The following is a 26,714-nucleotide window of genomic DNA, read 5'->3' as shown; positions in this document are numbered from 1 at the left end:
CCCGGCTGACGACCTGGCCGGCGACCGGCCGGCGCGGCCGCGGGCGGTGCCGGGGGCCGGACCCGCGGCGCAGGTCGCGACCGTCGCGGCGGCGGTCGTGGTGCTCCTGGTCGTGGGGATCGTCCTCGCCCTCCAGGACGCCAAGGAGCCGCCCAGGTCCCGGCCCGGACCCGACGCGCAGCCCACGGTGACCGAGGTGCCGCCCCCGCCGCCGAGCACCGCCCAGCCCACGGTCGACCCGACGCTGGCACCCGAGGACCCCACGGTGCCGGCGTCGCTGTGCCCGGACCTCGAGGTGCAGCACCCGATCACCGTGCTCGCGTTCAACATCCACGGCGGCCTGACGCACGGCCGGCGGGTGGAGCTCGACCGGGTGGCGCGGGAGATCCGCGCCTGGAACGCCGACGTGGTGCTGCTCCAGGAGGTCGACGACCACCGCCGCCGGAGCGGCTTCGCCCGGCAGGCCCAGGTGCTCGGCGGCCTGACCGACCTGAGCTGGGTCTACGGCCCCAACCACCGCCGACCGGACGGCGGCCCGATCGGCAACGCGATCCTGACCCGCCACGAGGTCAAGGACTGGCAGAACATCCTGCTCCCGCGGGCCGGGGGCAAGGAGCAGCGCGGCCTGCTGCACGCGGTGCTCGACGTGGACGGGGTCGAGATCAGCGTGTACTCGACCCACTTCGACCATCGCTCGAGCGCCGCCCGCAAGGCGCAGGCGCGGGCCGCGGTCGCGCAGATCCGCAAGGACGGCCGGCCGACGATCCTCGGCGGCGACCTGAACGCGACGTCCGGGTCCGACACCCTGCGCACCCTGCGCTCGATCGGACTCGGCGACGCGTGGGCGGTCGGCGAGGGTCCCGGTCACACCGCCCCGGCGCGCCGGCCCCGACACCGGATCGACTTCGTGCTCCACGACGGGTGGTTCACCCCCGTCCAGTCCGCCGTCCTCTACTCGGCCGTCTCCGACCACCGGGCGGTGTGGACCCGGCTGGAGCTGCGCGAGGAGATCGGCTGCATCGACGTCGGCGGCTGACCGGGCTGACCGCGCTGATCCGGGCTGATCCGGGCTGATCCGGAAAGGCCGAAGGGGCCGGTTCCTCATGGAACCGACCCCCTCCGGTCTCGATGCGGACGAACGCCCGCCGCCGACTACTCCTCGCCGCGGATGAAGGCCTCGACGCGAGCGCGACCCTCCTCGTCGGGCAGCTGCACCGGCGGGCTCTTCATCAGGTAGGAGGACGCCGAGATGATCGGGCCGCCCTGGCCGCGGTCCTTGGCGATCTTGGCCGCCCGGATCGCGTCGATGATGATGCCGGCCGAGTTCGGCGAGTCCCACACCTCGAGCTTGTACTCCAGGTTGAGCGGTACGTCGCCGAAGGCGCGACCCTCGAGCCGGACGTAGGCCCACTTGCGGTCGTCGAGCCAGGCGACGTAGTCGGACGGGCCGATGTGCACGTTCTTGTCGTCGACCAGCCCGGCCAGCGAGCCGGTCAGGTTCGAGGTGACCGCCTGGGTCTTGGACACCTTCTTGGACTCCAGCCGCTCGCGCTCGAGCATGTTCTTGAAGTCCATGTTGCCGCCGACGTTGAGCTGGTAGGTGCGGTCGAGGGCGACGCCGCGGTCCTCGAACAGCTTCGCCATCACGCGGTGGGTGATGGTGGCGCCGACCTGCGACTTGATGTCGTCGCCGATGATCGGGACACCGGCGTCCTCGAACTTCTTGGCCCACTCCGGGTCGGAGGCGATGAAGACGGGCAGCGCGTTGACGAACGCCACGCCGGCGTCGACGGCGCACTGGGCGTAGAACTTGTCGGCCTCCTCCGAGCCCACCGGGAGGTAGGACACGAGCACGTCGACCCGCGCGTCGGTGAGGGCCTGTACGACGTCGACCGGCTCGGCCGCGGACTCCTCGATGGTCTGGCGGTAGTACTTCCCGAGGCCGTCGAGCGTCGGGCCGCGCTGGACCTCGACCCCGAGCGTCGGCACGTCGCAGATCTTGATGGTGTTGTTCTCGGAGGCGTTGATCGCCTCGGAGAGGTCCTTGCCGACCTTCTTGTCGTCGACGTCGAACGCGGCGACGAACTCGACGTCGCGCACGTGGTAGTCGCCGAAGGTGACGTGCATCAGGCCCGGCACGGTGCCGGACGGGTCAGCGTCGCGGTAGTAGTGCACGCCCTGGATGAGGGACGTGGCGCAGTTCCCGACGCCGACGATCGCTACTCGAACCGAACCCATTGGGGAGTCCTTCCTTGAATTCCTGCCGGGGTCTTCCGGCTTGCGTGTTGTGAGGGGATGCCTCGTCCTACGGGGTTGCCTGACCCACGGCTTCGCTGCCGCCGGTGCCCTCGGCGTGCGGCGCGCGCTCCTGCGCGCCCCGCTCGGCGTTGATGAGGTCGGAGAGCCACCGGACCTCTCGCTCGACCGACTCCACGCCGTGCCTCTGCAGCTCGGCGGCGTAGCGGTCGACCTCGCGCTGGGTCATCGCCAGCTCGCGCTGCACCCGGTCCAGCCGCTCCTGCAGCCGCGACCGGCGTCCCTCGAGGACGCGCAGCCGGATCTCCATGTCGGTGGAGGAGAAGAACCGGAACCGGATGTCGAAGTTGTCGTCCTCCCACGCGGCAGGACCGACCTCCGACATCAGGCGCTGGAACTCGGCGGTGCCCTTGTCGGTCACCTGGTAGACGATCCGCTGCCGGCGGGACTGGTTGCCTGCCGGCGCAGTGGCCTCCTCGATGAGGTTGCCGCGGAGCATCTTCTTCAGCGCCGGGTAGAGGGAGCCGTAGGAGAGCAGCCGCCCCCACCCGAGCATCAGGTTCAGCCGCTTGCGCAGCTCGTAGCCGTGCATGGGTCCCTCGTGCAGCAGTCCGAGGACCGCGAGCTCGATGGTGTCTCCACGCCGTGCCATGCGATCTATCGTAGCGATATATCCGCGAGACGTGAACATCCGATGGATCGCGGCTTTCCATCGGGTTGCGACGGTACGCCGGCGGGAGCGCGGACCCGCTGGGCGGAGGCCGGGAAATCGGGGTGTCGCCCGCGTCGCCGTACTCTGGGTCGCGGCAAGTTCACCCCCGTGACGAGGACAGGCAACCCCGAGTGGCTTCAGGCAAGCGCAAGTCCGCCGCTTCGGCGGCGAAGCGGACGACCCCGAAGAAGAAGGCGAACCGCCCTCCCCGCACGAGGAAGCAGAAGCTCAAGCGGCTCGGGCTGTGGAGCCTGGTCAGCTGCGTCGTGCTCGGGCTGCTCGGCGTCGGCGGCATCTACGTCGCCTACCGGATGGTCGACATCCCCGACCCCAACGACGAGTTCCTGACCGAGATCACCGACGTCTACTACGCCGGTGGCAAGAAGGAGATCGGCCAGTTCGCCGTGCAGAAGCGGGAGTCCATCTCCTACGAGGAGATGCCCCAGCTGGTGAAGGACGCGGTGGTCGCGGCCGAGAACCGCTCGTTCTGGACCGACGAGGGCATCGACCCCAAGGGCATCGTGCGCGCCGCGTTCAGCAACGCCAGCGGCGGCTCGACGCAGGGCGCGTCGACGATCACCCAGCAGTACGTGAAGATCCTCTACCTCACCCAGGACCGCACCTGGTCGCGCAAGGCCAAGGAGGCCCTGCTCTCGCTCAAGATCGAGAACCGGCTCAGCAAGCGCGACATCCTCGAGGGCTACCTCAACACCGTCTACTTCGGCCGGAGCGCCTACGGCATCCAGGCGGCGGCGCGGGCCTACTTCGGACGCGACGCCAAGGACCTCAACCTGCGCCAGTCGGCCACCCTCGCCGCGGTGCTCAACAACCCCTACTCCCTCGACCCGGCCAACGGCGAGGAGGCGAGGGACCGGCTGCTCGGCCGCTACCGCTACGTCCTCGACGGGATGGTGAAGATGGGCACCGCGACCGAGGCCGAGGCCGAGGAGGCGGCGCAGCAGCTGCCGAAGTTCCCGAAGATCAAGCAGGTCGAGCAGTACGGCGGCCAGCGCGGCCACGTGCTGCAGATGGTCAAGAAGGAGCTGCTCCGGCTCGGGTTCAGCGAGGAGGAGATCGACGGCGGGGGCCTGCAGGTCACCACCACGTTCACCCAGAAGGCGATGGACGCCGCCCGCGAGGGCGTGATGGAGGAGCGGCCGGAGGGCTTCGGCAAGAACCTGCACGTGGCCGTCGCCTCCGTGGAGCCGGGCACCGGCGCGGTCCGCGGCATCTACGCCGGCCAGGACTACCTGCAGTCGCAGATCAACTGGGCCGTCGAGGGCGGCCAGGCCGGGTCGACGTTCAAGCCGTTCGCGGTGGCGGCCGGCCTCGAGGCGGGCTACTCGCTCAAGGACACCTTCGACGGCAACTCGCCCTACCTGGTCGGCAACGCCGACTTCGAGAACCAGGGCAACCGGTCCTACGGCCGGGTCAGCCTCCTCAACGCGACCCAGAACTCCATCAACACCGCCTTCATCAACCTGACCGAGGACCTGCCCGGCGGCCCCGAGGCGATCATCGAGACCGCCAACGACATGGGGATCCCGCCGCGGGAGCCGACGGCGGACCCCTACGGCATCCCCAGCTCGAGCCCGGGCCTCGAGCCCAACACCGGCGTCTCGCTCGGCTCGCAGACGGTGAGCCCGATCAACATGGCCAACGGCTACGCCACGATCGCCAACCGGGGCGTCGCCGCCGAGGCGTACATCATCGAGAAGGTCGTCGACCGCGACGGGATCGTCCGCTACGACCACAAGGTGACCGACCGCCGGGCCGTCAAGGAGGAGATCGCCGACGACGTCTCCTACGCGCTCCAGCAGGTGGTGCGCGCCGGCTCCGGTACTGCCGCCCTGGCGCTGGGCCGGCCGGCGGCCGGCAAGACCGGCACCGCCACCAACGGCAAGGGCGAGGTGTCGTCGGCGTGGTTCGCCGGCTACACCCCGCAGCTCGCCACCGCCGTGATGTACGTCCGCGGCAAGGGCAACGAGCAGCTCAAGGACTGGCTGCCGGAGTACTTCGGCGGCTCCTACCCGGCTCGCACGTGGACCACGGTCATGCAGCAGGCGCTCGACGGCGAGCCCGTCGAGGAGTTCCCGCCGCCGGCGTGGGTCGACGGGGACGCGCCGGAGTCGAGCCACGAGCCCGCTCCCCCGCCGCCGCCCGAGCCGACCAAGAAGCCGAAGCCGACGAAGAAGCCGGAGCCGAAGAAGACGTCCGAGGCGCCGGAGCCCGAGCCGTCGGAGGAGCCGAGCACCAAGGAGCCGGAGCCGGAGCCGACCACGACCCGTGGTCCCCTGGATCCGCCGAGCTCCTCCAGCCCGACGACCGAGGAGAGTCGTCGCGGTGGCGGTGGTGGTGGCGGCGGCCAGGGCCGCCGGCCCCGTCGTACCGCCGCCTGAGGGATGACGCACGTCCACCCGACCCGGGACGACCCGGTCGTCGCCGGGTTGAGCGAGGTCGTCGGCGGCCCGATGGGAGACCGGGCGCGGCCGCACCGCTGGTGGACGCCGGTCCGGGTGCTGCTGCTGCTGACCGCGGTGACCTTCGCCCTCGGGCTGGTGCAGAAGGCGCCCTGCTCGCTGGTCGACGGCAAGGACCAGAACTGGGTCTACTCCCACATGTGCTACACCGACCTGCGGCCGCTGTACGTGCCGCGGGGACTGGCCGAGCACGCGTGGCCCTACAGCGACGACGAGCAGACGCGGGACCGCTACGAGGTGATGGAGTACCCCGTCGGCATCTCCTACTGGGCGTGGGGCGCGTCGTGGGTGACGCACTGGCTCAACGGGTCGCCCGACCTGGAGGCGCGCGGTGACCGGCCGGTCGACGACCTGCACGCCGACGAGGAGGTGGCCGACGAGCAGACGATCTTCGTGCTGGTCAACGCCGTCGGCTTCGCGGGGCTGGCCCTGCTCGCGACGTGGTTGCTGTCGCGGGCCCATCCGGGCCGGCCGTGGGACGCCGCCGCGTTCGCCCTGTCGCCGACGCTGCTGCTGACCGGGCTGATCAACTGGGACCTGATGGCGGTCGCGCTGGTGGCCGGGGCGCTGTGGGCCTGGTCCCGGGGGCGCCCCGGACTGACCGGCGTGCTGATCGGGCTCGGCACCGCCGCGAAGCTCTACCCGCTCTTCCTCCTCGGCGGCCTGCTGATCATCTGCCTGCGCCGCCGGGAGATCGCCAGGTTCGTGCTGGCGACCAGCTCGGCGGTCGTCGCGTGGACCCTCGCCAACGCGCCCGCCTACCTGACCGGTCCGGAGCAGTGGAAGGTGTTCTGGACCTTCAACGCCGAGCGGACCGCCGACCTGGGCTCGGTCTGGATGCTGGTCGACCAGGCCGCCGACGTGGGCTTCCGCGCCGAGACGATCAACACCTGGTCGTGGATCCTCTTCGGCGCCTGGTGCCTGGGGGTCCTGGTGCTCGGGCTCACCGCGGGCCGGCGCGCGGGCGGCGCCGTACCCCGTCTGGCGCAGCTGGGCTTCCTGATCGTGGTCGGCTTCCTGCTGGTCAACAAGGTCTACTCGCCGCAGTACGTCCTGTGGCTGCTGCCGCTGGCGGTGCTCGCCCGCCCCCGCTGGCGCGACCAGATCGTGTGGCAGGCCAGCGAGGTCTTCTACTTCTGCACGGTGTGGTGGTACCTCGGCGGCTACCTGGCGCCCGCCGGCGGCGGCGACGCCGGGTTCTACTGGGTCGGGATCGCGGTGCGGGTCGCCGGCGAGCTCTACCTGGCGGCGGTGATCGTGCGCGACATGTACCGGCCCGAGCGGGACCCGGTGGCCCTCGAGTGGGAGCGGGCCTACGCGGAGACGACCACCCGGTCGAACGTCGTCGCGGTGTAGCGCACCCGCACGTCGACCTCCTCGCCGACCTCCGGCACGCGCGACCCGTGGGGCAGGAAGAGCATCGACGCCTGCATGTGCGGCGGCTCGGCGAAGAGCCGCTGCTTGCCGTCGATGGAGTACGGCGACCGGACGAACCCGACCGCGTCCAGGCCGCCGCGGGCGAGGGTCGCCGCCCGGGCCTTGATCGTCTGCTCCCCGGTGGGTGCCTCGAGACCGATGCCGTGGGCGGTGCCGCCGCTGACCACCAGCACGTGGCCGGACTTCGGCGCGGTGCGCCCGCGGTAGCCGAACGCGTCGCCGCGCTCGACCGGGTGCACGTCGAGCACGGTCGCGGTCACCCGCAGCGCGCCCCGGTCGCCGAGCCAGAGGCCGGTGCCGATCCGGGGGCGGAAGGCGAAGTCGGGATAGTCCCCGCGAAGAGCGGCGAGCTCACCGTCGGTGAGGTGGCTGGTCCAGACGGTGTGCAGGCCGGCGTCGGCGCCGACCGCGTCGGTGATCAGTCGGCTCACCTCGCCGAGGTGCGCGCCCTGGCCCAGCGGCAGGTGCAGCGCCAGCCCCTCCACGCGGGCGCCGGGGTGCTTGCGGAGCAGCTCGCCGGCCTCCCACAGCTCGCGTGCGGCCATCCCGTGGCGCCGCATCGACGTCATCCGCTCCAGCACCAGGCGCGCGGAGGGGTCGACGCTGAGCAGGTCGCGGAGATCGGCGACCCGGCTCACCGTGTGGACCAGCCGCCGGGCGAGCGCCGGGTCGGGGAGCGGGACCCACGGCCGCCACGGCGTCAGCACCAGCAGGTCGCCGTGCCACCGGGTGGCCACCTCCGGCAGCTCGTCGTAGGTGCCGACGGCGAGGGTCCGGACGTCGTGTCCACGATCGGCGAGCCACTGCGCCTTGCGGGCGAGCCGGCCCAGCGTGAAGCCGTAGCCGTTGCCCTTGGCGACCGGCACGATCCCCGGGTGCGCCGCGGCGACCTCCTCGAGGTGGCGGCGCCAGCGTGGCCCGTCGACGGCGAGAGTGAGGCTCACGGGCTCAGCCCCTCCGCCGGAGGTAGAGCTGGAACGCCTTGTAGAGCGCCCGGTTGACCGGCAGGTCCCACTCCCCGGCGTACTCCACCGCCTCGCCGCCGGTGCCGACCTTGAACTGGATCAGCCCGACATGGGGGTCCTCCGCGTCGAGCGTCTCGGTGATCCCGCGGAGGTCGTAGACGGCGGCCTTCGCAGCGATCGCGTCCTGGAGCATCGCCCACTGCACCGCGTTGGAGCCGCGGACCTCACGCTTCCCGGTGGACGACGCGCCGTAGGAGTACCAGGCGTGCTCGCCGACCCGGATCGCGATGGTGGCCGCCACCAGGTCGCCCTCGTGCCGGGCCAGCCACAGGGTGAACCGCTCCGGCGCCTCGGCCGAGAGCGCGTCGTACATCGTCTGGAAGTAGCCGAGCGGTCGCGGCGTGAACCCGTCGCGCTGCGCGGTGTGGACGTAGAGCCGGTGGAAGTCGGCGAGGTCGTCGCGCCCGCCGCGGACCACCTCGACGCCCTGCTTGGCCGCCTTCTTGATGTTGCGCCGCCAGAGCTGGTTCATGCCCTTGAGCACGTCGTCCTCGGTGCGCTGCGTGCCGTCGGCGTGACGCAGCGGCACCTGGAAGACGAACTGCGGCTGGCCGGCCGCGAAGCCACCGGCCGCGGCCTGGTGCCGCCAGCCGAGGTCGTGCAGCTGGGCCACCACCCGGGCGCCGAGCGGCGAACGCTCCGCGGGGGGCACCTGGCCGAGTAGCCGTACGTCGGGGTCGGCGATGCCCTCCTTGATCTGCGCGGTCGTCCACCGACGGCTCACCACCGGGGGACCGATCCGGACGGCGAACGCCCCGGCCCCCTTCAGGTGCGCGACCAGCGGCCGCAGCCACGCGCCCAGGTCGGGCACGGACCAGTCGATCACCGGACCCTCCGGGAGGTAGGCCAGGGAGCGGCCGATCCGCGGCAGCCGCCGGTGCAGCACGAGGGCCACGCCCACCTGCTGCCCGTCGTCGTCGAACCAGCCGAGCGACTCGCTGGCCCACTCACCCTTCACCTGCGCCCAGCCCGGGGTCTGCAGGAAGCTCGCTGAGGGCAGCGTCGTGAGGTAGTCGCGGTGCTCGGTCGCGGAGATCGGGCGCACGCTCGGCATGGCCCGAGGTTATCGGGCGGCGGGGCCGCGAGTGGACCGGGCGCCGTCGGGTACCGCCGCAGCATGACCGCACCACGACCGCTGAGCTACTGGGTGAAGGCCGTCGACCGGCTGATCGACGGGGAGTTCGAGACCGTCGCCGAGGAGGCGGGCCTGTCGCGTCACGAGTGGCAGGTCGTCAGCCGACTCTCGATCGGCGCCGAGCGGGCGGAGTCGGCCGACGAGACGCTGGCGCCCTTCTGCGCTCCCGGGCAGAGCGTCGAGGAGCTGCTGCGCCCGCTGCGCAAGCAGGGGCTGGTGGAGGAGCGCTCCGACGAGGTGCGGCTCACCGAGCAGGGCGAGGGCACGGCCCGGCAGGTGGAGGAGCAGGCCGTCGCCCGGATCGACGGGCGGATCGGGGACGGTCTGTCAGGCGAAGACCGCGAGACCCTCCTGCGCCTGCTCGAGCAGGTCGCCAAGAACCTCGGCTGGCAGCCGCTCTGACCCGGCCGCGACGGCTGGGCGCGCCGGTGTGACCGCGCGCGCGGGTCAGGAGATCCGCGCGCGGAGCCACTCGAAGTCGGCGACGTGGGCGGTGGCCGGCCCGGGCGTCTCGCAGATGACCGGCGCCCCGGCGTCGCGCACCACCTGCGCCAGCAGGTCGGGGTCGATCCGGCCGCTGCCGAAGTTGGTGTGCCGGTCGGCGCCGGAGTCGAACTCGTCGCGGCTGTCGTTGGCGTGGACCAGGTCGATCCGGCCGGTGATCGCCCGGACCTCCTCCACCACCGTCTCGAGCGGGTTGCCGCCGGCGTGGGCGTGGCAGGTGTCCAGGCAGAAGCCCACCATGTCGGCGCCCTCGGCCGACGCGATGGCGTCCCACACCCCCTTGATCCGGTCGAGGTAGCGGGTCATCGCGTTGGTGCCGCCGGCGGTGTTCTCGATCAGCAGCGGCACCTTGATGTCGGTCGACTCCACCGCCTTGCGCCAGTTGTCGAAGCCCTTCGCCGGGTCGTCGTCGTCGGTGACGTGTCCGCCGTGGACGATGAGGCCCTTCGCGCCGATCTCGGCGGCCGCGTCCATGTGCTGCTGCAGCAGCTTGCGACTGGGGATCCGCTGCCGGTTGTTGGTGGTCGCCACGTTGATCAGGTAAGGCGCGTGCACGTAGAGGTCGATCCCCGCGGCCTCGGCGTCGGCGCGGAGCCGCTCCGCACCGCCCTCGTAGGCCAGCACCGGGCCCTTGTAGGACTGCGGGTTGCCGAGGAAGAACTGCACCAGCGGCGCGTTGCGGGCCTGGGCCTCGCCGATCGGGTCGGTCTGGTCGACATGGGCACCGATCCGGAGCTCGCTCATGCCGCCATCGTAGGAGCGCGCGGCGACACCGCCACCGCGTGTGCCCCATCCCCCTCCCGCCCCCACCCGGCCCGCGACTTTCGGCAAACCGGCTCCGGCGGGCCGCTCGGCGCACTAGCGTCCGGGGCCGTGAGCCCGCTGCACGTGGAGACCGCCGGACGGTCCTGGAACTTCGAAGCGCCCCATGTCGTCACGATCGGGCGCGACCCGGGCTGCGACATCCCCCTGACCGGACCGACCGTGTCCCGCCAGCATGCGCAGATCCGCCCTGACGGGACGGGCTGGGTGCTGGTCGACACCGGCTCGAGCAGCGGCACCTGGCTCAACGGTGCGCGGGTCAGCGAGGTCCGGATCTCCGGACGGACCGCCGTGCGGTTCGGCTCCGCGTCCGGCGAGGAGCTGGTGCTCACGCCGGCGGGTGCCGAGCAGCGGCCCGCGGCGCAGGTCGACGTCAACGCCATCCCGGCCGGCCTCGCGCAGACGATCCTGCCCGGCACAGGACCGGTCGGGCCCGGTTATGTGAGCGGACCCGGGGTCCTCGTCCGGACGGCCGCCGGCCCCAAGCGCTTCCCGCCGGGCAGCGTGGTGCGGATCGGCCGCGACCCAAGCAACGAGGTCGTGGTCGACGACCCGTCGGTGTCCCGGCTGCACGGCGTGGTCGAGGGCCGCCCCGACGGCTGGTGGTACGTCGACCGATCCACCGCCGGCACCTTCCTCGAGGAAGACCGGGTCGTCCAGCGCAAGCTCGGCGAGCCCACCACGCTGATGCTCGGTCACCCGACCGCGGGCGCCGAGGTCGAGGTGGTCCCGATCGTCGAGGCGGGACAGGCGCAGAAGAGCATCGCCAAGAAGAAGCGCAAGCGCACCGCGGCGCTCGTCGTCGGCATCGCCGCCGCGCTGGTGCTCGTCGGCGGCGGGGTCACCGCAGCCGTCGTGCTCGACGACGACGACAAGCCCTCCGACGGCCCCACGCTCGCCGACGGCCTCTCCACCGAGGAGCTCGACCGCGCCAAGCTGGCCAGCGTGCTGATCCTCTCCGTCGACGAGAGCGGCCAGGTGCTCGGCAACGGCTCCGGCTCGATCATCAGCGAGGACGGGCTGATCCTGACCAACGCCCACGTCGCCGACCCGGACGCCCCGGGCCAGAACCCGCCGGGCGAGGAGCCCGCCGCCTACCGGATCGCGCTGGTCTCCGCCGAGGACGACAAGCCCGCCGCGCCGTCGTACACGGCGGAGACGATCGTCTCCGACGGCGTGCTCGACCTCGCGATCATGAAGATCACCGCCGACGCGGAGGGCAACCCGGTCGACGCGGCCGAGCTGGACCTGCCCGAGCCGCTGCCGATCGGCGACAGCGACAAGGTGCGCACCGGTGACGAGATCACCGCGCTCGGCTACCCGGGCGTCGCCCACGTGGCGACCAGCGAGGAGTTCGAGCGGCGCGCGCTCACGGTGACCCGCGGCGTGGTGTCGACCTTCCTCCAGGAGACGCCGGTGCACGAGACCCGCGCCTGGATCGACAGCGACATCCGGATCGGCTCCGGCAACTCCGGCGGCGCGTCGATCAACGCCGACGGCGAGATCATCGGCATCAACACCGCGGTGGTCACCGAGGCCACGGTCCAGGGCACCGGCGAGGGCGGCAGCTTCACCGGCGGCTCCGCCCGGCTGCGCCCGGTCAACCTCGGCAAGGAGATCCTCGAGATCGCGAGGAAGGGCGGCGACCCGGAGTACGTCTCGCCGTTCCTCGAGGACGTGCCGAACCCGATGCAGGAGGGCAACGCCTCCGCGGCCTCCGGCGGGTGGTCCACCGACGGCAACGGCGACTGCTCGACGCCCAGCACCCTGGAGTCGCCGCAGGTGCTCAGCGGGGTGACGCCGCCGGTGCAGCTGTTCGCGCACTACCGCGTGTCCGGGCTTCCGGACGGCACGCCGTTCCAGATCGTGCTGATCGACCCCGAGGGCACCCAGCTCGGGGCGCTGGACGGGCAGTGGACGCTCGGCTCCGGCGAGGTCTGTGCGAGCGTGCCGATCGACGTCCCCGAGGGCCTCACCGGCGTCAACGCCGCGTTCGTCGTCGGCGAGAGCGGCGTCGACAACCCGGTCCTCTTCCAGTAGGGAGCGCCGAGCGGTGGACCCGGCTTCCTGCGGCCGGGCCCGCCGATTCGGTGGCGGTCCGCGACCACTGTTAGCCTCTCCTGTCCGGTGCTGTGAGGCGCCGTACGCCCGCGCGGACCGAACCGCGCGGAACTGCAGAGCCCTCCTGCCACGGAGAGTCCGTGGCCGCCTGAGTCCAGAGGAGGTGGAGACCGCTTTGCGCAACTACGAAGTCGTGGTCATCCTCGACCCGAGCCTCGACGAGCGGACGGTCCAGCCGTCGCTCGACAAGTACCTCAACGTCGTCCGCAACGACGGCGGCACCGTCGACAACGTCGACGTGTGGGGCAAGCGCCGCCTGGCCTACGAGATCAAGAAGAACGCCGAAGGCATCTACGCGATCATCAAGCTGACCGCTGCGCCGGCGACCGTCGACGAGTTCGACCGCCAGCTGGGCCTCAACGAGGCGATCCTGCGGACCAAGGTCATCCGACCGACCGTCTGAGGATCCCCGGGTCGGACCCTGTGGACCCTGTGGACACGCCTACCGGATGTCGGTGTGGTGCGCCACGATGGGCCGACCTGACACCTGCGACGCAACGGCACTGAGGAGAACCCCATGGCAGGCGACACCGTCATCACCGTCATCGGCAACCTGACCGACGACCCGGAGCTGCGCTTCACCCCGTCGGGCGCCGCGGTCGCCAACTTCACCGTGGCCTCGACCCCGCGCACCTTCGACCGCCAGACCAGCGAGTGGAAGGACGGGGAGACCCTGTTCCTGCGCTGCTCGGTGTGGCGGCAGGCGGCGGAGAACGTCGCCGAGTCCCTCCAGAAGGGGATGCGGGTGATCGTGCAGGGCCGCCTCGTGTCGCGCTCCTACGAGACCCGCGAGGGCGAGAAGCGCACGGTCAACGAGCTGCAGGTCGACGAGGTCGGCCCCTCGCTCACCTGGGCGACCGCCAAGGTCACCCGCGCCAGCCGCTCCGGCGGCGGTGGCGGTGGTGGCTACGGCGGCGGCGGTGGCGGCGGCTACGGCGGTGGCGGTGCCTCCGGCGGTGGCGCCTCCGGTGGCGGTGCGGCCGCAGACCCGTGGGCCTCGCAGGGATCGGCGCCCGCGGGCGGCCGTGACCAGGGTGCTCAGGGTGGCCAGGCCAACGACCCGTGGGCGGCTCCTGGCGTCCCGGCCAGCGACGAGCCCCCGTTCTGACAAGCGCCGGGAGTCCCGGAGGTCGCGCCGCGACCACCGACGGCCCCGGCATCGAGCAACAACCAACCATTCCGGCCGCGTTGACTGACGTGGCCGGGCTCTGAGGAGGAGCACCACAATGGCGAAGGCAGTCGTCCGCAAGCCCAAGAAGAAGGTTTGCCAGTTCTGCAAGGAGAAGGCGACCGGTGTCGACTACAAGGACACCGCGCTGCTGAAGAAGTTCATCTCCGACCGCGGCAAGATCCGCGCCCGTCGGGTGACCGGCAACTGCGTCCAGCACCAGCGGGACGTCGCGATCGCGGTGAAGAACGCCCGCGAGGTCGCGCTGCTGCCCTACACCTCCAGCGGCCGCTGATCGCGTCGGTAGAGAAGGAGACCTGAACTCATGAAGATCATCCTGACCCAGGAGGTCGAGAACCTCGGCGCTGCCGGTGACGTGGTGGAGGTCAAGGACGGCTACGGCCGCAACTACCTCCTCCCGCGCGGCTTCGCGATCCGCTGGAGCCGCGGCGCCCAGTCACAGGCCGACGCGATCAAGCAGGCCCGCTCCGCGCGCGCCGTACGCGACGAGGCGCACGCCGTCGAGATCAAGGGCAAGCTCGAGGGCAGCCCGGTCGACGTCAAGGTGAAGGCCGGCCAGGGCGGCCGCCTGTTCGGCTCGGTCACCCCGGCCGACATCGCCGCGGCGCTCGGCGAGGCCGCCGGCGAGCCGGTCGACAAGCGCACCATCGTCCTCGGCAACCCGATCAAGTCGCTGGGCGTCCACAGCGTCTCGGTCAAGCTGCACGACGACGTGTCGGCTGCGGTCACGCTCAACGTGATCCCGGCCTGATCTGGCTGAGCCTGGCTGAGCCTGACTGGGCCCGGCTGATCCGGGTCGAGCCCGGCCCGAGCCGGCCCGGTCAAGCGCCGGGACACGAGCGGCCGGTCCCTCCGGGGGCCGGCCGCTCGTGCGATTGTTGGCGCATGCGCCTTCGACGGACGTGGCCCGCGGTCCTGCTGATCCTCGCCCCCGTGCTCGCCGCCTGCGGCGACGACGGCGCCGACGACCCCGAGGACGAGGAGACGTCGTCGGCGCCCTACTCGGAGCCGACCGAGGAGTCGACCTCCCCCTCGGCGGAGGTCACCACGTCCGAGACGACGAGCTCACCCTCGGCCGCGCCCGGCAAGCTTCCGGCCGCGTGCGACATCGTGACGGCCGAGGACGTGTCCCAGGCCTACCACCTCGAGTTCGGGCCGCCGTCGGTCGGTGGCGGGTCGACCACCGAGCAGGGCGTGGAGTGGTCCAGCGACAACTGCGGCTTCGAGGTGGAGGAGGTCGTGGAGGTGAAGGTCAAGCTGACCGGCCCTGACGACTTCGCCAGCGGCAGCTTCCAGTGCCCGCAGCCCACCGACGTCGCCGCGATCGTCGAGCCGGTCCAGGACCTCGCCGGCGCGGACTCCGCCTGGTGGAAGACCAGCGAGGCCCCGCCGCTGGAGGCCACCCTCCGCGCCTGCGCCGAGGACGTCCTGCTCGAGATCGACCTGGAGTACGAGACCGACTACGAGGGCGACCCCCGCAACGACTCCATCGCGCTCGCCGAGAAGCTGCTGGCGGAGATCGCCGGCTGAGGCGCCGGTCTGCGGGTCTCGGTCTGAGGCGCGCCCCAACGGTTTTTGTCGTCGTACGGCTCGAGATCGACGAAATCTGTTGGGGCGTCACGCCTCCGGAGCCGGGGTGGGCGGCGGAGCACCGGCCCACCGACGACCGGCATAGCCGAGGCAGAGTACGACGAGCGCGAGCTGGACGACCTGCGCGGCGACCTCGCCGGCGGGGCCGATGGCGTCCCACCCGGCCCCGAACGCCAGCGGCGGCACCGCGAGCACGAACACCAGGGTGAGCGCGGCCGTCGCGAACAGGTTCGCCGCGAGCGCCTGCCCCGCGGACTGCGCCGAGCGGCCGAGCAGGTGGCAGAGCACGGCGAGGAAGGCGAACCGCGGCACGTCGGCGGCCCAGCCCAGCGACGGGTCCGCCGCGACCCAGCGGGCCACGCCGGGGACCACCAGCGCCACCGAGACCACCAGCGCGAGCACGCCGAGCAGCCGGAGCAGCGGCAGCCGGCGGGCGTCGAGCGCCGGACCGAGCCCGTGCAGGCCGATCAGGATCAGCAGCCAGCCGAGCGGGTCGGGCGCGGGGTCGAGCACGCCGGGCTCGGGGTCCGCCGGGCCGAGGGCGAGCAGGACGAGCCCGAAGGCGACGGCGTGCAGCGGCTTCACGCCGTACCGCCGCCGGTGGGCAGCCGGTCACCGGTCACCAGCCATCGGTCGCCGCGGGCGCGGGTCACCAGGGTGACGAGCCGGCCGCCCATGAAGAGCGCCCCGAAGACCACCCACAGCCAGGGGAGGCCGGCCCCGAGGGCGCTGGTCAGGAGCACGACCGGAGCGTAGCCGCAGAGGACCACGAGGCCGGCCCAGGCCAGGTAGCGACCGTCCCCGGCGCCGATGAGGACGCCGTCGAGCACGAACACGACGCCGGCCGCGGGCTGGGCGAGCGCCGCGACCAGGAGCACGGGGACGAGCGCGTCCTGCACGGCGGCGTCGGGTGTGAAGAGCCCGCCGAGCCACGGACTCACCGCGGCCAGCCCGACGCCGGTGAGGACTCCGCTCGCGACGCCCCACTGCACCATCCTGGTCGTCACGGCGCGGGTCGCCGGGACGTCGCCGGCGCCCAGGTGGCGACCGGTGATCGCCTGGGCCGCGATCGCGACCGCGTCGAGCACGAAGGCGAGGAAGCCCCAGATGGTCATCGCCAGCTGGTGCGCCGCGATCGGCACCGCCTCCTCCGCGGCGCCGGCGCCCGCCGCGAGCACCACCGCGTAGGTGGTCACCAGCAGTGAGGCCCGCAGGGTCAGCGTCCGCACCAGCAGCGGTACGCCGGCGCGGCCGGCCGCCCGGACGCCGGGCAGGTCGGGCCGGAGGCTCGCGTCCTCACGGCGGGCCGCGCGGACCACCACCGCCCCCAGGGCGACCGCCATCCCGATCTGGGCCAGCACCGAGCCGAGCGCCGAGCCGGCGATGCCGAGGCCGGGGACCGGGCCGGCGCCGTACACGAGGAGGACGTTGAGGACCAGGTTGGCGAGGTTGCCGACGACGGCCACCACGAGCGGCGTCCGGGTGTCCTGCAGGCCGCGCAGCACGCCGGTGGTGGCCATGACCAGGAGGAGCGGGACGGTCCCGAGCGCGGCGATCCGCAGGTAGGTGGTGGCGGGGTCGGCGACGTCGTCGCCGGCCCCGAACAGGCCGACCAGGGGCCCGGCGAGGAGAGCGGTGCAGATCGTGAGCGGGATCCCGATGACTACGGCCAGCCACAGCCCGTCCACGCCCTGGGCGAGCGCTGCCCGTCGGCGTCCGGCGCCGAGCTGGCGTGCGACGCCCGCGGTGGTGCCGTAGGCCAGGAAGACGCAGAGGCCGACCACCGTCTGGATCACCGTCCCCGCGATCCCGAGACCGGCCAGCTCGCGGGTGCCGAGGTGGCCGACGACCGCCGCGTCGCCGAGCAGGAACAGTGGCTCGGCCACCAGCGCGAGGAAGGCCGGGACCGCCAGCCGGGCGATCTCCCGGTCCAGCAGGCGGCGGTCGCGGCGATGTACTGCGGGGTCCTCGGCGTGCCCGGGGCGGTCGGTCACCGGTCGCCTCCGTGGTGTGCTACCGGGCTGGGGATGAACTGTGGAAAGTGGATAGCCCGAACGGGGCATGGGCCCATAGTCCCGCGGTACCCCCGGTGACGGGCAGGTGGCCTGGAAGTGAACTGGATCACGCCCAGGAAATTTCCGATCCACAGCTGTGGGACGACGTTTTCGCAGGTCAGAGGGGTGTACCACCCGTAATGACCAGTCGCATCCACAGAATCCTCCCCAGCCCGTGCACACCGGTTGCGCGTGTCGTCCACGTGCCGCCGCAGGTTATCCCCAGCCCCTGTGCACAACGGGCTTTCAACACCGGCCGGGCGGCCCGTAGGTTGCGGCGTCGGGACCCGCGCGTGCTCCGCGCCCGAGCGTGATTGTGTCGGAGCGCGTCCCTAGCGTGGAACCCACGAAGTGTCCGTCATGGGGTCGAGCGAAGCAGAGAGGGGTGCCGCGGTGAGTCTCACGGACGACCCGCCCGCCTGGACCGCCGAGCCGCCCGAGGCGTGGGGCGACGGGCCGGCGCCGTACGCCCCCGGCGAGGCGCCGCAGCAGGCCGGCGGCCGCACCCCGCCGCAGGACCTGGCGGCCGAGCAGTCGGTTCTCGGCGCGATGCTGATCTCCAAGGACGCCATCGCCGACGTGGTCGAGGTGTTGCGCGGCGTCGACTACTACCGCCCCGCGCACGAGGCGATCCACGAGGCCATCCTCGACCTCTACGGCCGGGGCGAGCCGGCCGACATGGTCACCGTCGCCGACGAGCTCGGCCGGCGGGGGGAGCTGCAGCGCATCGGCGGGGCGCCGTACCTCCACACCCTGGCGGCCAACGTGCCGATCGCCGCGAACGCCGGGTTCTACGCAGAGATCGTGCGCGAGAAGGCGATCCTGCGCCGCCTCGTCGACGCCGGCACCAAGATCGTCCAGATCGGGTACGCCGGCGAGGGCGACGTCGACGGCATCGTCAACCAGGCCCAGGCGGAGGTCTACCAGGTCACCGACCGCCGCAAGGCCGAGGACTACGCACCGCTCAGCGACATCATGGACTCGGTCCTCGACGAGATCGAGGCGATCGAGAACCGCGAGGCCGGCATCTACGGCGTCCCGACCGGCTTCGCCGACCTCGACGACCTGACCAACGGCCTGCACGCGGGCCAGATGATCGTGGTCGCCGCGCGACCCGCTATGGGGAAGGCGCTCGCGCTCGACACGCCCCTGCCCACGCCGACGGGCTGGACCACCATGGGGGAGGTCCGGGTCGGCGACGAGCTCTACGACGCCGACGGTCGTCCTACGCGGGTCGTGGCAGCGACCGAGGTGATGACCGGGCGTCCCTGCTACGAGGTCGAGTTCTCGGACGGCTCGGTCATCGTGGCGGACGCGGAGCACCAGTGGCTGACCGAGACCCGCGCGGCACGACGTGCCAGCGACGGCCGGCCTGCGGTGGTGACGACCGAGCAGATGGGGGCCACGGTGCGCGTCGGGAGCGATGCCCGGGCCAACCATGCGGTACGCAACGCCGCCCCCCTGCGTGGCGGACCGACGGACCTGCCTATCCCGCCCTACGTCCTCGGCGCCTGGCTGGGCGACGGACACAGCGCCGGGGCTCGGCTCACCTCGGAGACCGACGAGATCCCGATGTACATCGAAGGGTTGGGCATCCGCTGCGAGAAGCAGGGACCCATGCTCTACTCGCTGAAGCTGCCCGCTCGCGAACCCATCGTCCGTGCCTGCGAGGTGTGCGGTCAGGAGTTCACCGCCCGGCATCCCCACGTCCACACCTGCGGCCGGGGCTGCGGGCCGAGGAACAAGGGAGCGCACCCCGAGCGGATGAGCTGTCCCGACTGCGGTGGCCCGTCGTCGGGGGAGTCCCACCAGTGCATGGCCTGCTACCGAGCCCACGGCTCGTTCACCGCTCTGCTGCGTGGTCTTGGTGTGCTCGGCGACAAGCATGTCCCGCGCAGCTACCTGCGCGCTCCGGAAGCCGATCGGCGCGAGCTCCTCGCCGGCCTCCTCGACACCGACGGCACGGTCGTCAACACCGGGTCTGTGCAGTTCGCGGTGACCAACAAGCGGTTGGCCGACGACGTCTTCGAGCTGATCGTGAGCCTCGGCTACCGCTGCGGACGCACCACCAAAAGAGTTCAGGGCCGCGATGCGAGCTCCTCGACCGCCTACATCCTCAACTTCTCCACGGTCGACGACGTCTTCCGCCTGCACCGGAAGGCGACGCTGCACAAGGAGCTGCGGCCGACCTCCACGATCCGTATCGGCCGGCGCTACGTCGTCGACGTGCGGCCTGCGCCGAGCACGCCGGTTCGGTGCGTGCAGGTCGACAACGACGAGCACCTCTATCTCGCCGGTCGCGCCATGATCCCCACGCACAACTCCACGCTCGCGCTGGATCTGTGCCGGGCGGCGTCGATCCACAGCAACCTGACGAGCGCGTTCTTCAGCCTGGAGATGACGCGCTCGGAGATCACCATGCGGCTGCTCTCGGCCGAGGCGCGGATCCCGCTCAACCACATCCGCAACGGCAAGATGAGCACCGAGGAGTGGGACCGGCTGGCCCGCCACGTCGCCAAGGTCTCCTCCGCGCCGATGTTCATCGACGACTCCCCCAACATGACGATGACCGAGATCCGGGCCAAGGCCCGGCGGCTCAAGCAGAAGCACGACCTCAAGCTGATGGTCATCGACTACCTCCAGCTGATGACCTCGGGCAAGAAGGTGGAGTCCCGCCAGCTCGAGGTCTCGGAGTTCTCCCGGCAGATGAAGCTGCTCGCCAAGGAGCTCGAGGTCCCGATCATCGCGCTCTCCCAGCTCAACCGGGGCCCCGAGCAGCGCGCCGACAAGCGGCCGATGATGAGCGACCTCCGCGAGTCCGGTTGCCTGACGGCCGACACGCGGCTGCTGCGAGCCGACACCAACGCCGAGATCAGCCTCGGAGAGCTGATGGAGTCGGGCGCCAGGGACGTGCCGGTCTGGGCGCTCGACGACCGGCTCAAGCTGGTCCCGCGCACGCTGACCCACGCGTTCCCCAGCGGCACCAAGCCGGTCTTCGAGGTCACCCTCGCGTCCGGGCGGCGGGTGAAGGCGACCGCGAACCACCCGTTCCTGACCTACGACGGCTGGATGCCGCTCGCCGAGCTCACCGTCGGCAGCCGCGTGGGCGCGGTCCGGCACGTGCCGCCGCCGCTGGTCGTCACCCCCCGCAAGGACGACGAGGTCGTCCTGCTCGCACACCTGCTCGGCGACGGGTCGTTCGTGAGGCGGCAGCCGATCCGCTACGCCAGCCAGGACGAGGCCAACCTCTCCGCCGTGGCCGCCGCGGCGCACAACCTGTTCGCCATCGAGGCGCAACGCGACGACCACGCCGCTGCGCGGGTGACCACCCTGCGGCTGCCCGCGCCCTTCCGCCTGGCCCGGGGTCGTCGCAACCCGATCGCCGCGTGGCTCGACGAGGACGGCCTGTTCGGGCTGCGCAGCCATGAGAAGTTCGTGCCTGACTGGGTCTTCGGACTGCCGAAGGAGCAGGTCGGCCTGTTCCTGCGGCACATCTGGGCGACCGACGGTTGCGTCCACCTCGACGAGAAGCGCCGGCTCGGCCGCGTCTACTACGCCTCCACCAGCCGTCGCCTCATCGATGACCTGGCCCGGCTGCTGGCGCGCCACAACGTGTTCACGAGGATCAAGCGCGTCCGGAAGAGGGGCTATCGCGACGGCTGGCAGCTCCACATCTACGGCGTCGACAACCAGCTCCGCTTCCTCGACGAGATCGGGGTCCACGGCGCCCGCGGCGAGCAGGCGCGCCGGCTCGCTGAGGCGCTCCGCGAGGTGGTGCCCAACACCAACGCCGACACCATTCCACTCGGGGTCTGGGACGACGTCCGCTCGATCCTCAGTGACCGCGGGATGACGCACCGCCAGTTCGCCGCTGCCATGGGCACGCAGTTCGGCGGGTCGACGATGTGGAAGCGCGCCCCGAGCCGTGAGCGCCTCGCCAAGGTGGCCTCAGTGCTCGATGCCGCCGACCTCGAGGTGCTCGCCACCAACGACGTCTACTGGGACTCCGTGGCGTCCATCGAGCCGATCGGCGCGATGCCGGTCTATGACGCGACCGTGCTCGGCGTGCACAACTTCGTGGCCGATGGCATCGCCCTGCACAACTCGATCGAGCAGGACGCTGACATGGTGATCCTGCTGCACCGTGACGACGTGTACGAGAAGGAGTCGACCCGCCCCGGCGAGGCCGACCTGATCGTGGCCAAGCACCGCAACGGCGCCACCCGCGACATCGTGGTCGCCTTCCAGGGTCACTACAGCCGGTTCGTCGACATGGCCCACTGAGTGGGGATGTGGCTGCCGATAGGCGGCGAACCTCGGAAAGCGCCTCGGTGGGGGTGAACAGCTGGCGCGGAGTCGCCGGAGCCCGGTCTGCTTCGCGACATGTGGTCGACTTGCGTCATGCGCATCGACCGAATCGTGCCCGACCTGACCGTCGCTGATCTGCCGAGGGCGATCCGCGAGCACACCGAGGTCCTGGGACTGAAGGTGGTGATGGACCACGGCTGGATCGCGACGCTCGCCGACGATGCAGGCCATCAGCTGAGCCTGATGACGGCAGACGCCACCGCACCGGTCAACCCGGATGTCTCCGTCTTCGTCGACGACGTGCACGCGGCGTACGACGCCGCGCTCGCCCTCGAGGTCGAGATCGTGCATCCGCTCACTCTCGAGGAGTGGGGGGTCCGCCGCTTCTTCTATCGGGACTCTTCCGGCCGCGTCGTCAATGTCGGGTCCCATGCCTGACGCATCGGCAGCATCCACCCGCGGCGCCCTCACGGCGAGTGCCCTTGTCGTGGTGCGACGTGGTTCTGGTGCCGGAGCGGCAGATCCAGCGGCGGGCCGATGAGGCCGAGGCTGGTTACGACCGTCGAAGACTGGAAGATCGGAGCGCATCGCTCAGGGCGGTGGTGGGTCGGACCCTGGCTCCGATGAGTTCGCGCGGGGGCGCGGGTCGACCCCTGCGACGTGAGCAGACACCGCAGCTGAGCGGCCCCCAGCGATGACCACTCCTCAGGACCGCGGTGCCGTCTCGTCGTACCCGGGGCCCGAGGAGGACGCATGACCGACCCGACACCGATGCACGCCGACGAGGCCGTCACCGTCACACCGATCGTCGTCGCCGACCTGCACGTGGAGGGCGAGGTGATGCCGGTGTGCGTGCACGTCATCGACCATCCGGACGGCCGGGTCCTCGTCGACACCGGCATGACGGAGCTGCACCCGGCGGTCGTCGCCGCCTTCGAGCCACGCCTGTATCCACTGAGCGAGCAGGACTTCGACATCGCCGGCATCGACATCGTCGTCAACACGCACCTGCACGCCGACCATTGCGGAGGCAACCATCTCTTCGGCGGACGGCCGATCTACGTCCAGCGCCGGGAGCTCGAGGACGCCCGCCGCGAGGAGGACTACACGATCCGGGAGTGGGCCGACGCGCCAGGCCTGGACTACGGGGCGGTCGACGGCGAGCTCGACCTGCTTCCCGGTGTCCGGCTCGTCCCGGCGCCGGGTCACACGCCCGGCTCCCAGGTCGTCGTGGTTGAGACCGGGGGACGGCGGGAGGTGATCTGCGGCGACACCGCGGTGTGGTTCGGGGAGCTGGACGAGCCGCGGACCGAGGGCCAGCGGCTCGTCCGCGCCCTCGATCCGGAGAAGGTGTGGCTCGCGCACGTGCGTGAGCCGTGGCGACCCGGGGTCACCGAGGCCGCGGGGCCCGGGTGACCAGGCGGGCGGACGAGCCCCGGCCGCTTCCAGCGAACACCACGGGCGGAGGTGCGGGATCCTCGACGGCGGCGTACCAGCGGGCGAGGCGGCCGTTCGCGCTGACCTCGGCGAGCCGCTGCTCGATCGCGTCGCGCTGGGCACGCGGGGCAGCGATCAGGACGTGGTCCCCCGGCCGGAGCATTGCGGTCGGGGCGGGGGCCGAGATCTCCTTCTGCCGCAGGAGAAGGGCGACGCTGGCTCCTTCGGGCAGCCGCAGCTCGGAGATCTCCACGCCCGCCAGCCGCGACCCCGCGGGGACCGAGAACTGCAGGAGGATCCCACCGAGCTCGTCCAGAGGTGCGGACTCGATGACCAGCTCCCGCGGGTTCTCCCCATGGGCGGCTCCGAGCCGCCGTGCGACGACCGGGAGCGTCGGCCCCTGGATGACGGTGAACAGGACCACGAGGAGCAACACCACGTCGAACACGCGGGTGGCTCCGGGCAGCCCGACGCTCATCGGGATCGTGGCCAGCACGATCGGCACGGCTCCGCGGAGCCCGGCCCAGCTGATGAACGCCTGATCACGCCACGGCACTCGGAAGGGGGTGGCACACAGGATCACCGAGGCCGGGCGGGCGACCAACGTCAGCGCGGCGCCGACCACCAGGGCGGTCGGGAGGGCGTCCCAGAGTCGAGAGGGGCTGGCCAGGAGGCCGAGCATGATGAAGAGCCCGATCTGGGCCAGCCAGGCCAGACCCTCGGCGAAGCTCGCCGTGGTGGCCCGGTGGGGGAGGGACGCGTTGCCCAGCGTCAGACCGGCCACGTAGATCGCCAGGATGGCGCTGGCACCGATGACGCCCGCGACGGCGAAGGCGAGGAAGGCGATCGAGAGCGTGGCGATCGGATAGAGACCGGAGGCGGGCAGCGCGCTGCGCGTGAGCAGCCACAGTCCTGCCCTGGCGACCAGGAAGCCGACCACGATGCCCATCGAGAGCTGGTAGGCGACCTGCGCGAGGATCCCCCCGGCGCCGGCGTCCCCCCAGGTCGAGGACGTCACGACCATCACGAGGATGATCACCGGCGGATCGTTGAAGCCGGACTCCGCCTCGACCACCGCACGGAGCCTGCCCCGGACCGGCAGCCTCCGCAGCACTGCGAAGACCGCCGCCGCGTCCGTGGAGGAGACCACAGCACCGAGCAGGATCGCCGTGCGCACGTCCACGTCCAGCAGCCAGTACACCAGCGACGAGGTGACCAGCACGGAGATGCCGACCCCCGCCGTGGCCAGCACCCCGGCGAGAGGAGCAACCGGTCGGATCACCTTCCAGTCCGTCGTGAAGCCGCCCTCGGCGAGGATCACAGCGAGGGCGACCGTGCCGAGCACCTGCGCGAGGTCGGCGTCCTCGAAGTCCAGCCCGAGACCGGACTCACCCAGCGCAACGCCGATCGCGAGGTAGATGAGCAGGGTCGGCAGACCTGCGCGGCTCGCCAGGCGCACCGCGGCCACTGCTGCGATCAGGACGCCGGTGCCGACCAGCAGGACCAGGTTGAGCTCACTCGGGTCCATCGACCGGGTCCGTCGACGCCGGGGTCAACACGTGCTCTGCCGCGACCAGTACGACGTCGAGGAGGGTGAGGCCGAGCTCGGCCAGCGGGTCCTCGATCGTTCCGCCCACCTCGGAGAGCACCGGCGTCAGCCGGGTCTGGAGGCTCGCGAGGTCATGACGCTCGATCCAGCGTCGCGTCGCCGGAACCGCGACCGCATGCACGAACCGCTCGGCGAGGTGAGGGTCGAGCGTTCCGTCCTCCACCCGCACCTCCAAGAGCAGGCGCAGGTCCGCGGCGTCCGCCGTCAGCGCACGCACGGTGACCGGGACGACCTGATGGCTGACGACGTGGGGCGCGCTGGTCCTCCCGTCGACCAGGCGCGCCGCGGTCAGGTGGAGGCGAGCGAGCACGGAGGGCATGCCTTCAGCCAAGCGGCCGGCCGCCTCGTGGAGTATGGGGTCCTGCCCCCATATATCCGACCCTCGGGCTGCGCCGTCCGCGCGATCAGGGCTCGATCAGGCCGGCCCGGACGGCGTACCTGGTCAGCTCGGTGCGGTCACGCATCCCGAGCTTGGCAAGGACGTTGGCGCGATGACGTTCGACCGTCTTGATGCTGATGACGAGCTCCTGGGCGATCTCCTTCGAGGAGTGCCCTTCCGCGATGAGCTTGACGACCTGGTTCTCCCGCTCGGTCAGCACGGCGCGTGGGATGCGCTCGCCCCGGCGCATCCGGTCGAGGAAGTCACGGACGAGGGTGCCGGCCACGCCGGCGTACAGGAACGGCTCGTCGCGCATCGCGCTCCGGCACGCAGCGACCAGGTCCTCGTCCGCGGCGGACTTGAGCACGTAGCCGCACGCGCCGGCCTGCAACGCGGAGAAGAAGTACTGCTCGTTGTCATGCATCGAGAGCATCAGTGTGCGCACCGACGGCGCACGCCGGCTGATCTCGCGCGCGGCCTGCAGTCCCGTCATGGTGGGCATCGAGACGTCGAGGACTGCCAGGTCCGGCTGGTGGGTGCGGGCGAGCTGCACCGCGTCGGCTCCGTCGGCGGCCTCCGCCACCACGGTCAGGTCCGGTTGCGACTCGAGGATGCGGCGGATCCCGGTGCGGACGAGCGCGTGGTCGTCAGCCAGCAGGATGCGGATGGTCACTCGGTCACCGCCGTCAGCGGCAGCTCGAGCTCGACGACGGTCCCGCCGCCCTCGCGCTGGCGCAGTTGCAGCTCTCCTTCGGCCATCTGTGCCCGCTCCCGCATGCCTTGGATCCCGGCGCCCTCGGGGTACACGCCCTGGCCGATCCCGTCGTCGGCCACGCGGAGCACGAGCCGGTCGCCGCGGCGCGTCAGGCCGAGCTCGACCTCGGTGGCGCGGGCATGGCGGGCCACGTTGGTCAGCGCCTCCTGCGCGACGCGGTAGACCACCAGCTCCGCCTCACCCGACAGCGGCGGTAGGCCGGGTGCGAAACCGCGCTGGACCCGGACCCCGGTGCGCGCGGTCAGCTCGCTGGCGAGGCTCGACAGGGAGTTCAGCAGGCCGAGGTCAGCCAGTACGCCGGGTCGCAGGCGCTGAGAGATCCGCCGTACCTCCTCCAGGCTCCGGCGGGTCGTGTCCCGGGCCATCTCGAGCTCCGGGGCGAGGTCCTCGGGCGCGGTCAGGAGTGCCTGTTTCAGCCCGAGCAGGACCGCGGTAAGGCTCTGGCCGATCTCGTCGTGCAGCTCGCGGGCGATCCGCTCGCGCTCCGCCTCCTGGGCTTGCAGCGCACGGACGGTGCTGGCGGTCCGCTCCTCCTCCAGCCGCTCCAACATCTCGTTGAAGCGTGCGACCAGCTCGCCGGCGGGGCCTCCACCGGCCGCGTCCAGACGACGCCCCGGCCGGCGGAGGTCGATGCTCGACATGACGGCCGTGAACCGGTCCAGCGGGCGCAGCACCGACCGGAGCAGCAGGCCGTTGAGCAGGCAGATCACCACGAACCCGACGGTGAGGACCGCGATCTCCGACCACAGCGGTCGAGCGGAGACGGTCGCCGGGGAGAGCGCGAGCACGGCGACGGCGAGCCCGAAGACGACGCCGTTGATCAGGCAGACGCGCCAGAAGAGCGGCAACGACAGGTCACCGGACATGGGACCAGTCTCTCA

24 protein-coding genes are annotated in these 26,714 nt (G+C 71.7%); 13 read left to right on the top strand and 11 right to left on the bottom strand.

Features of this window, described 5'->3' with window-relative positions:
- Positions 1 to 1,036 (top strand): endonuclease/exonuclease/phosphatase family protein (locus ACPOLA_RS11900; protein WP_435770650.1); only part of this gene is annotated, 1,036 nt, incomplete at its 5' end.
- A gap of 116 nt (positions 1,037 to 1,152) precedes the next feature.
- On the opposite strand, the gene ACPOLA_RS11895 is transcribed toward ACPOLA_RS11900, so the two are convergent.
- Together ACPOLA_RS11895 and ACPOLA_RS11890 are read right to left on the bottom strand one after the other, a co-directional pair.
- A complete protein-coding gene (locus ACPOLA_RS11895) occupies positions 1,153 to 2,238 on the bottom strand; it encodes an inositol-3-phosphate synthase (protein ID WP_435770649.1) in 1,086 nt (361 codons plus the stop codon).
- A gap of 67 nt (positions 2,239 to 2,305) precedes the next feature.
- Positions 2,306 to 2,908, bottom strand: a complete 603-nt coding sequence (locus ACPOLA_RS11890; protein ID WP_435770648.1) for a PadR family transcriptional regulator — start codon at positions 2,906 to 2,908, stop codon at positions 2,306 to 2,308.
- A 191-nt stretch (positions 2,909 to 3,099) separates the two neighbouring features.
- Here ACPOLA_RS11890 and ACPOLA_RS11885 point away from each other — a divergent pair, with 191 nt between their 5' ends.
- Together ACPOLA_RS11885 and ACPOLA_RS11880 are read left to right on the top strand one after the other, a co-directional pair.
- Positions 3,100 to 5,367, top strand: coding sequence for a transglycosylase domain-containing protein (locus tag ACPOLA_RS11885; protein ID WP_435770647.1), 2,268 nt, complete (start codon positions 3,100 to 3,102; stop codon positions 5,365 to 5,367).
- Positions 5,368 to 5,370: 3 nt separating this feature from the next.
- On the top strand, positions 5,371 to 6,804 hold the full coding sequence (locus tag ACPOLA_RS11880; RefSeq protein WP_435770646.1) for a glycosyltransferase family 87 protein: 1,434 nt from the start codon (positions 5,371 to 5,373) through the stop codon (positions 6,802 to 6,804).
- On the opposite strand, the gene ACPOLA_RS11875 is transcribed toward ACPOLA_RS11880, so the two are convergent.
- A complete protein-coding gene (locus ACPOLA_RS11875; RefSeq protein ID WP_435770645.1) occupies positions 6,762 to 7,829 on the bottom strand; it encodes an alanine racemase in 1,068 nt (355 codons plus the stop codon). The two genes, ACPOLA_RS11880 and ACPOLA_RS11875, sit on opposite strands and share 43 nt — an antisense overlap.
- 4 nt (positions 7,830 to 7,833) lie before the next feature.
- The gene (locus ACPOLA_RS11870; RefSeq protein ID WP_435770644.1) at positions 7,834 to 8,964 is read right to left on the bottom strand and encodes a lipid II:glycine glycyltransferase FemX; all 1,131 of its coding nucleotides are present in this window, start codon (positions 8,962 to 8,964) and stop codon (positions 7,834 to 7,836) included.
- Between the two features lie 63 nt (positions 8,965 to 9,027).
- On the opposite strand from ACPOLA_RS11870, the gene ACPOLA_RS11865 reads away from it, so the two are divergent.
- Complete coding sequence (locus ACPOLA_RS11865) at positions 9,028 to 9,447, top strand: MarR family winged helix-turn-helix transcriptional regulator (RefSeq protein ID WP_435770643.1); 420 nt, start codon at positions 9,028 to 9,030, stop codon at positions 9,445 to 9,447.
- Positions 9,448 to 9,492: 45 nt separating this feature from the next.
- Here the strand turns inward: ACPOLA_RS11865 and ACPOLA_RS11860 are convergent, their stop codons facing one another.
- A complete protein-coding gene (locus tag ACPOLA_RS11860) occupies positions 9,493 to 10,293 on the bottom strand; it encodes a deoxyribonuclease IV (RefSeq protein ID WP_435770642.1) in 801 nt (266 codons plus the stop codon).
- A gap of 129 nt (positions 10,294 to 10,422) precedes the next feature.
- Between ACPOLA_RS11860 and ACPOLA_RS11855 the strand changes: the two genes are divergently transcribed.
- From ACPOLA_RS11855 to ACPOLA_RS11830, 6 genes are all read left to right on the top strand, one after another.
- On the top strand, positions 10,423 to 12,411 hold the full coding sequence (locus ACPOLA_RS11855; RefSeq protein WP_435770641.1) for an FHA domain-containing protein: 1,989 nt from the start codon (positions 10,423 to 10,425) through the stop codon (positions 12,409 to 12,411).
- A gap of 196 nt (positions 12,412 to 12,607) precedes the next feature.
- On the top strand, positions 12,608 to 12,895 hold the full coding sequence (rpsF, locus tag ACPOLA_RS11850) for a 30S ribosomal protein S6 (RefSeq protein WP_435770640.1): 288 nt from the start codon (positions 12,608 to 12,610) through the stop codon (positions 12,893 to 12,895).
- A 114-nt stretch (positions 12,896 to 13,009) separates the two neighbouring features.
- Entirely contained in the window at positions 13,010 to 13,600 is a 591-nt protein-coding gene (locus ACPOLA_RS11845; protein ID WP_435770639.1) for a single-stranded DNA-binding protein, read from the top strand.
- 118 nt (positions 13,601 to 13,718) lie between these two features.
- On the top strand, positions 13,719 to 13,955 hold the full coding sequence (gene rpsR / locus ACPOLA_RS11840) for a 30S ribosomal protein S18 (protein ID WP_028656466.1): 237 nt from the start codon (positions 13,719 to 13,721) through the stop codon (positions 13,953 to 13,955).
- A 30-nt stretch (positions 13,956 to 13,985) separates the two neighbouring features.
- Positions 13,986 to 14,432, top strand: a complete 447-nt coding sequence (gene rplI / locus ACPOLA_RS11835) for a 50S ribosomal protein L9 (RefSeq protein WP_435770638.1) — start codon at positions 13,986 to 13,988, stop codon at positions 14,430 to 14,432.
- A 134-nt stretch (positions 14,433 to 14,566) separates the two neighbouring features.
- Positions 14,567 to 15,211 carry a hypothetical protein gene (locus tag ACPOLA_RS11830; RefSeq protein ID WP_435770637.1) on the top strand — a complete coding sequence of 215 codons (645 nt, stop codon included), beginning with the start codon at positions 14,567 to 14,569 and terminating at the stop codon, positions 15,209 to 15,211.
- A gap of 87 nt (positions 15,212 to 15,298) precedes the next feature.
- Here ACPOLA_RS11830 and ACPOLA_RS11825 read toward each other — a convergent pair whose 3' ends face one another.
- Positions 15,299 to 15,856 (bottom strand): hypothetical protein, encoded by a 558-nt coding sequence (locus ACPOLA_RS11825; protein ID WP_435770636.1) that lies wholly within the window; start codon positions 15,854 to 15,856, stop codon positions 15,299 to 15,301.
- Complete coding sequence (locus tag ACPOLA_RS11820; RefSeq protein ID WP_435770635.1) at positions 15,853 to 17,265, bottom strand: MATE family efflux transporter; 1,413 nt, start codon at positions 17,263 to 17,265, stop codon at positions 15,853 to 15,855. The genes ACPOLA_RS11825 and ACPOLA_RS11820 overlap by 4 nt, the downstream gene beginning before the upstream one ends.
- A 420-nt stretch (positions 17,266 to 17,685) precedes the next feature.
- Between ACPOLA_RS11820 and ACPOLA_RS11815 the strand changes: the two genes are divergently transcribed.
- The 3 genes from ACPOLA_RS11815 to ACPOLA_RS11805 all read left to right on the top strand — a co-directional run bounded on the left by ACPOLA_RS11815 (position 17,686) and on the right by ACPOLA_RS11805 (position 23,049).
- The gene (locus ACPOLA_RS11815) at positions 17,686 to 21,609 is read left to right on the top strand and encodes a replicative DNA helicase (RefSeq protein ID WP_435770634.1); all 3,924 of its coding nucleotides are present in this window, start codon (positions 17,686 to 17,688) and stop codon (positions 21,607 to 21,609) included.
- 117 nt (positions 21,610 to 21,726) lie between these two features.
- A complete protein-coding gene (locus ACPOLA_RS11810) occupies positions 21,727 to 22,071 on the top strand; it encodes a VOC family protein (protein ID WP_435770633.1) in 345 nt (114 codons plus the stop codon).
- Between the two features lie 315 nt (positions 22,072 to 22,386).
- The gene (locus ACPOLA_RS11805) at positions 22,387 to 23,049 is read left to right on the top strand and encodes an MBL fold metallo-hydrolase (RefSeq protein ID WP_435770632.1); all 663 of its coding nucleotides are present in this window, start codon (positions 22,387 to 22,389) and stop codon (positions 23,047 to 23,049) included.
- On the opposite strand, the gene ACPOLA_RS11800 is transcribed toward ACPOLA_RS11805, so the two are convergent.
- The 4 genes from ACPOLA_RS11800 to ACPOLA_RS11785 form a co-directional block, all read right to left on the bottom strand.
- A complete protein-coding gene (locus tag ACPOLA_RS11800; RefSeq protein WP_435770631.1) occupies positions 23,024 to 24,598 on the bottom strand; it encodes a potassium/proton antiporter in 1,575 nt (524 codons plus the stop codon). The genes ACPOLA_RS11805 and ACPOLA_RS11800 overlap by 26 nt on opposite strands.
- On the bottom strand, positions 24,585 to 24,998 hold the full coding sequence (locus tag ACPOLA_RS11795; protein WP_435770630.1) for a hypothetical protein: 414 nt from the start codon (positions 24,996 to 24,998) through the stop codon (positions 24,585 to 24,587). The genes ACPOLA_RS11800 and ACPOLA_RS11795 overlap by 14 nt, the downstream gene beginning before the upstream one ends.
- Positions 24,999 to 25,083: 85 nt before the next feature.
- Entirely contained in the window at positions 25,084 to 25,731 is a 648-nt protein-coding gene (locus ACPOLA_RS11790) for a response regulator (RefSeq protein ID WP_435770629.1), read from the bottom strand.
- Positions 25,728 to 26,699, bottom strand: a complete 972-nt coding sequence (locus ACPOLA_RS11785; protein WP_435770628.1) for a sensor histidine kinase — start codon at positions 26,697 to 26,699, stop codon at positions 25,728 to 25,730. The genes ACPOLA_RS11790 and ACPOLA_RS11785 overlap by 4 nt, the downstream gene beginning before the upstream one ends.
- Positions 26,700 to 26,714 lie beyond the last annotated feature (15 nt).

The sequence above is a fragment of the Nocardioides proteolyticus genome (assembly GCF_051280635.3).
Classification (GTDB): Bacteria; Actinomycetota; Actinomycetes; order Propionibacteriales; family Nocardioidaceae; genus Nocardioides.
Note: the sequence above shows the minus strand (reverse complement) of the source record. Positions and strands in the feature narration are given on the sequence as shown.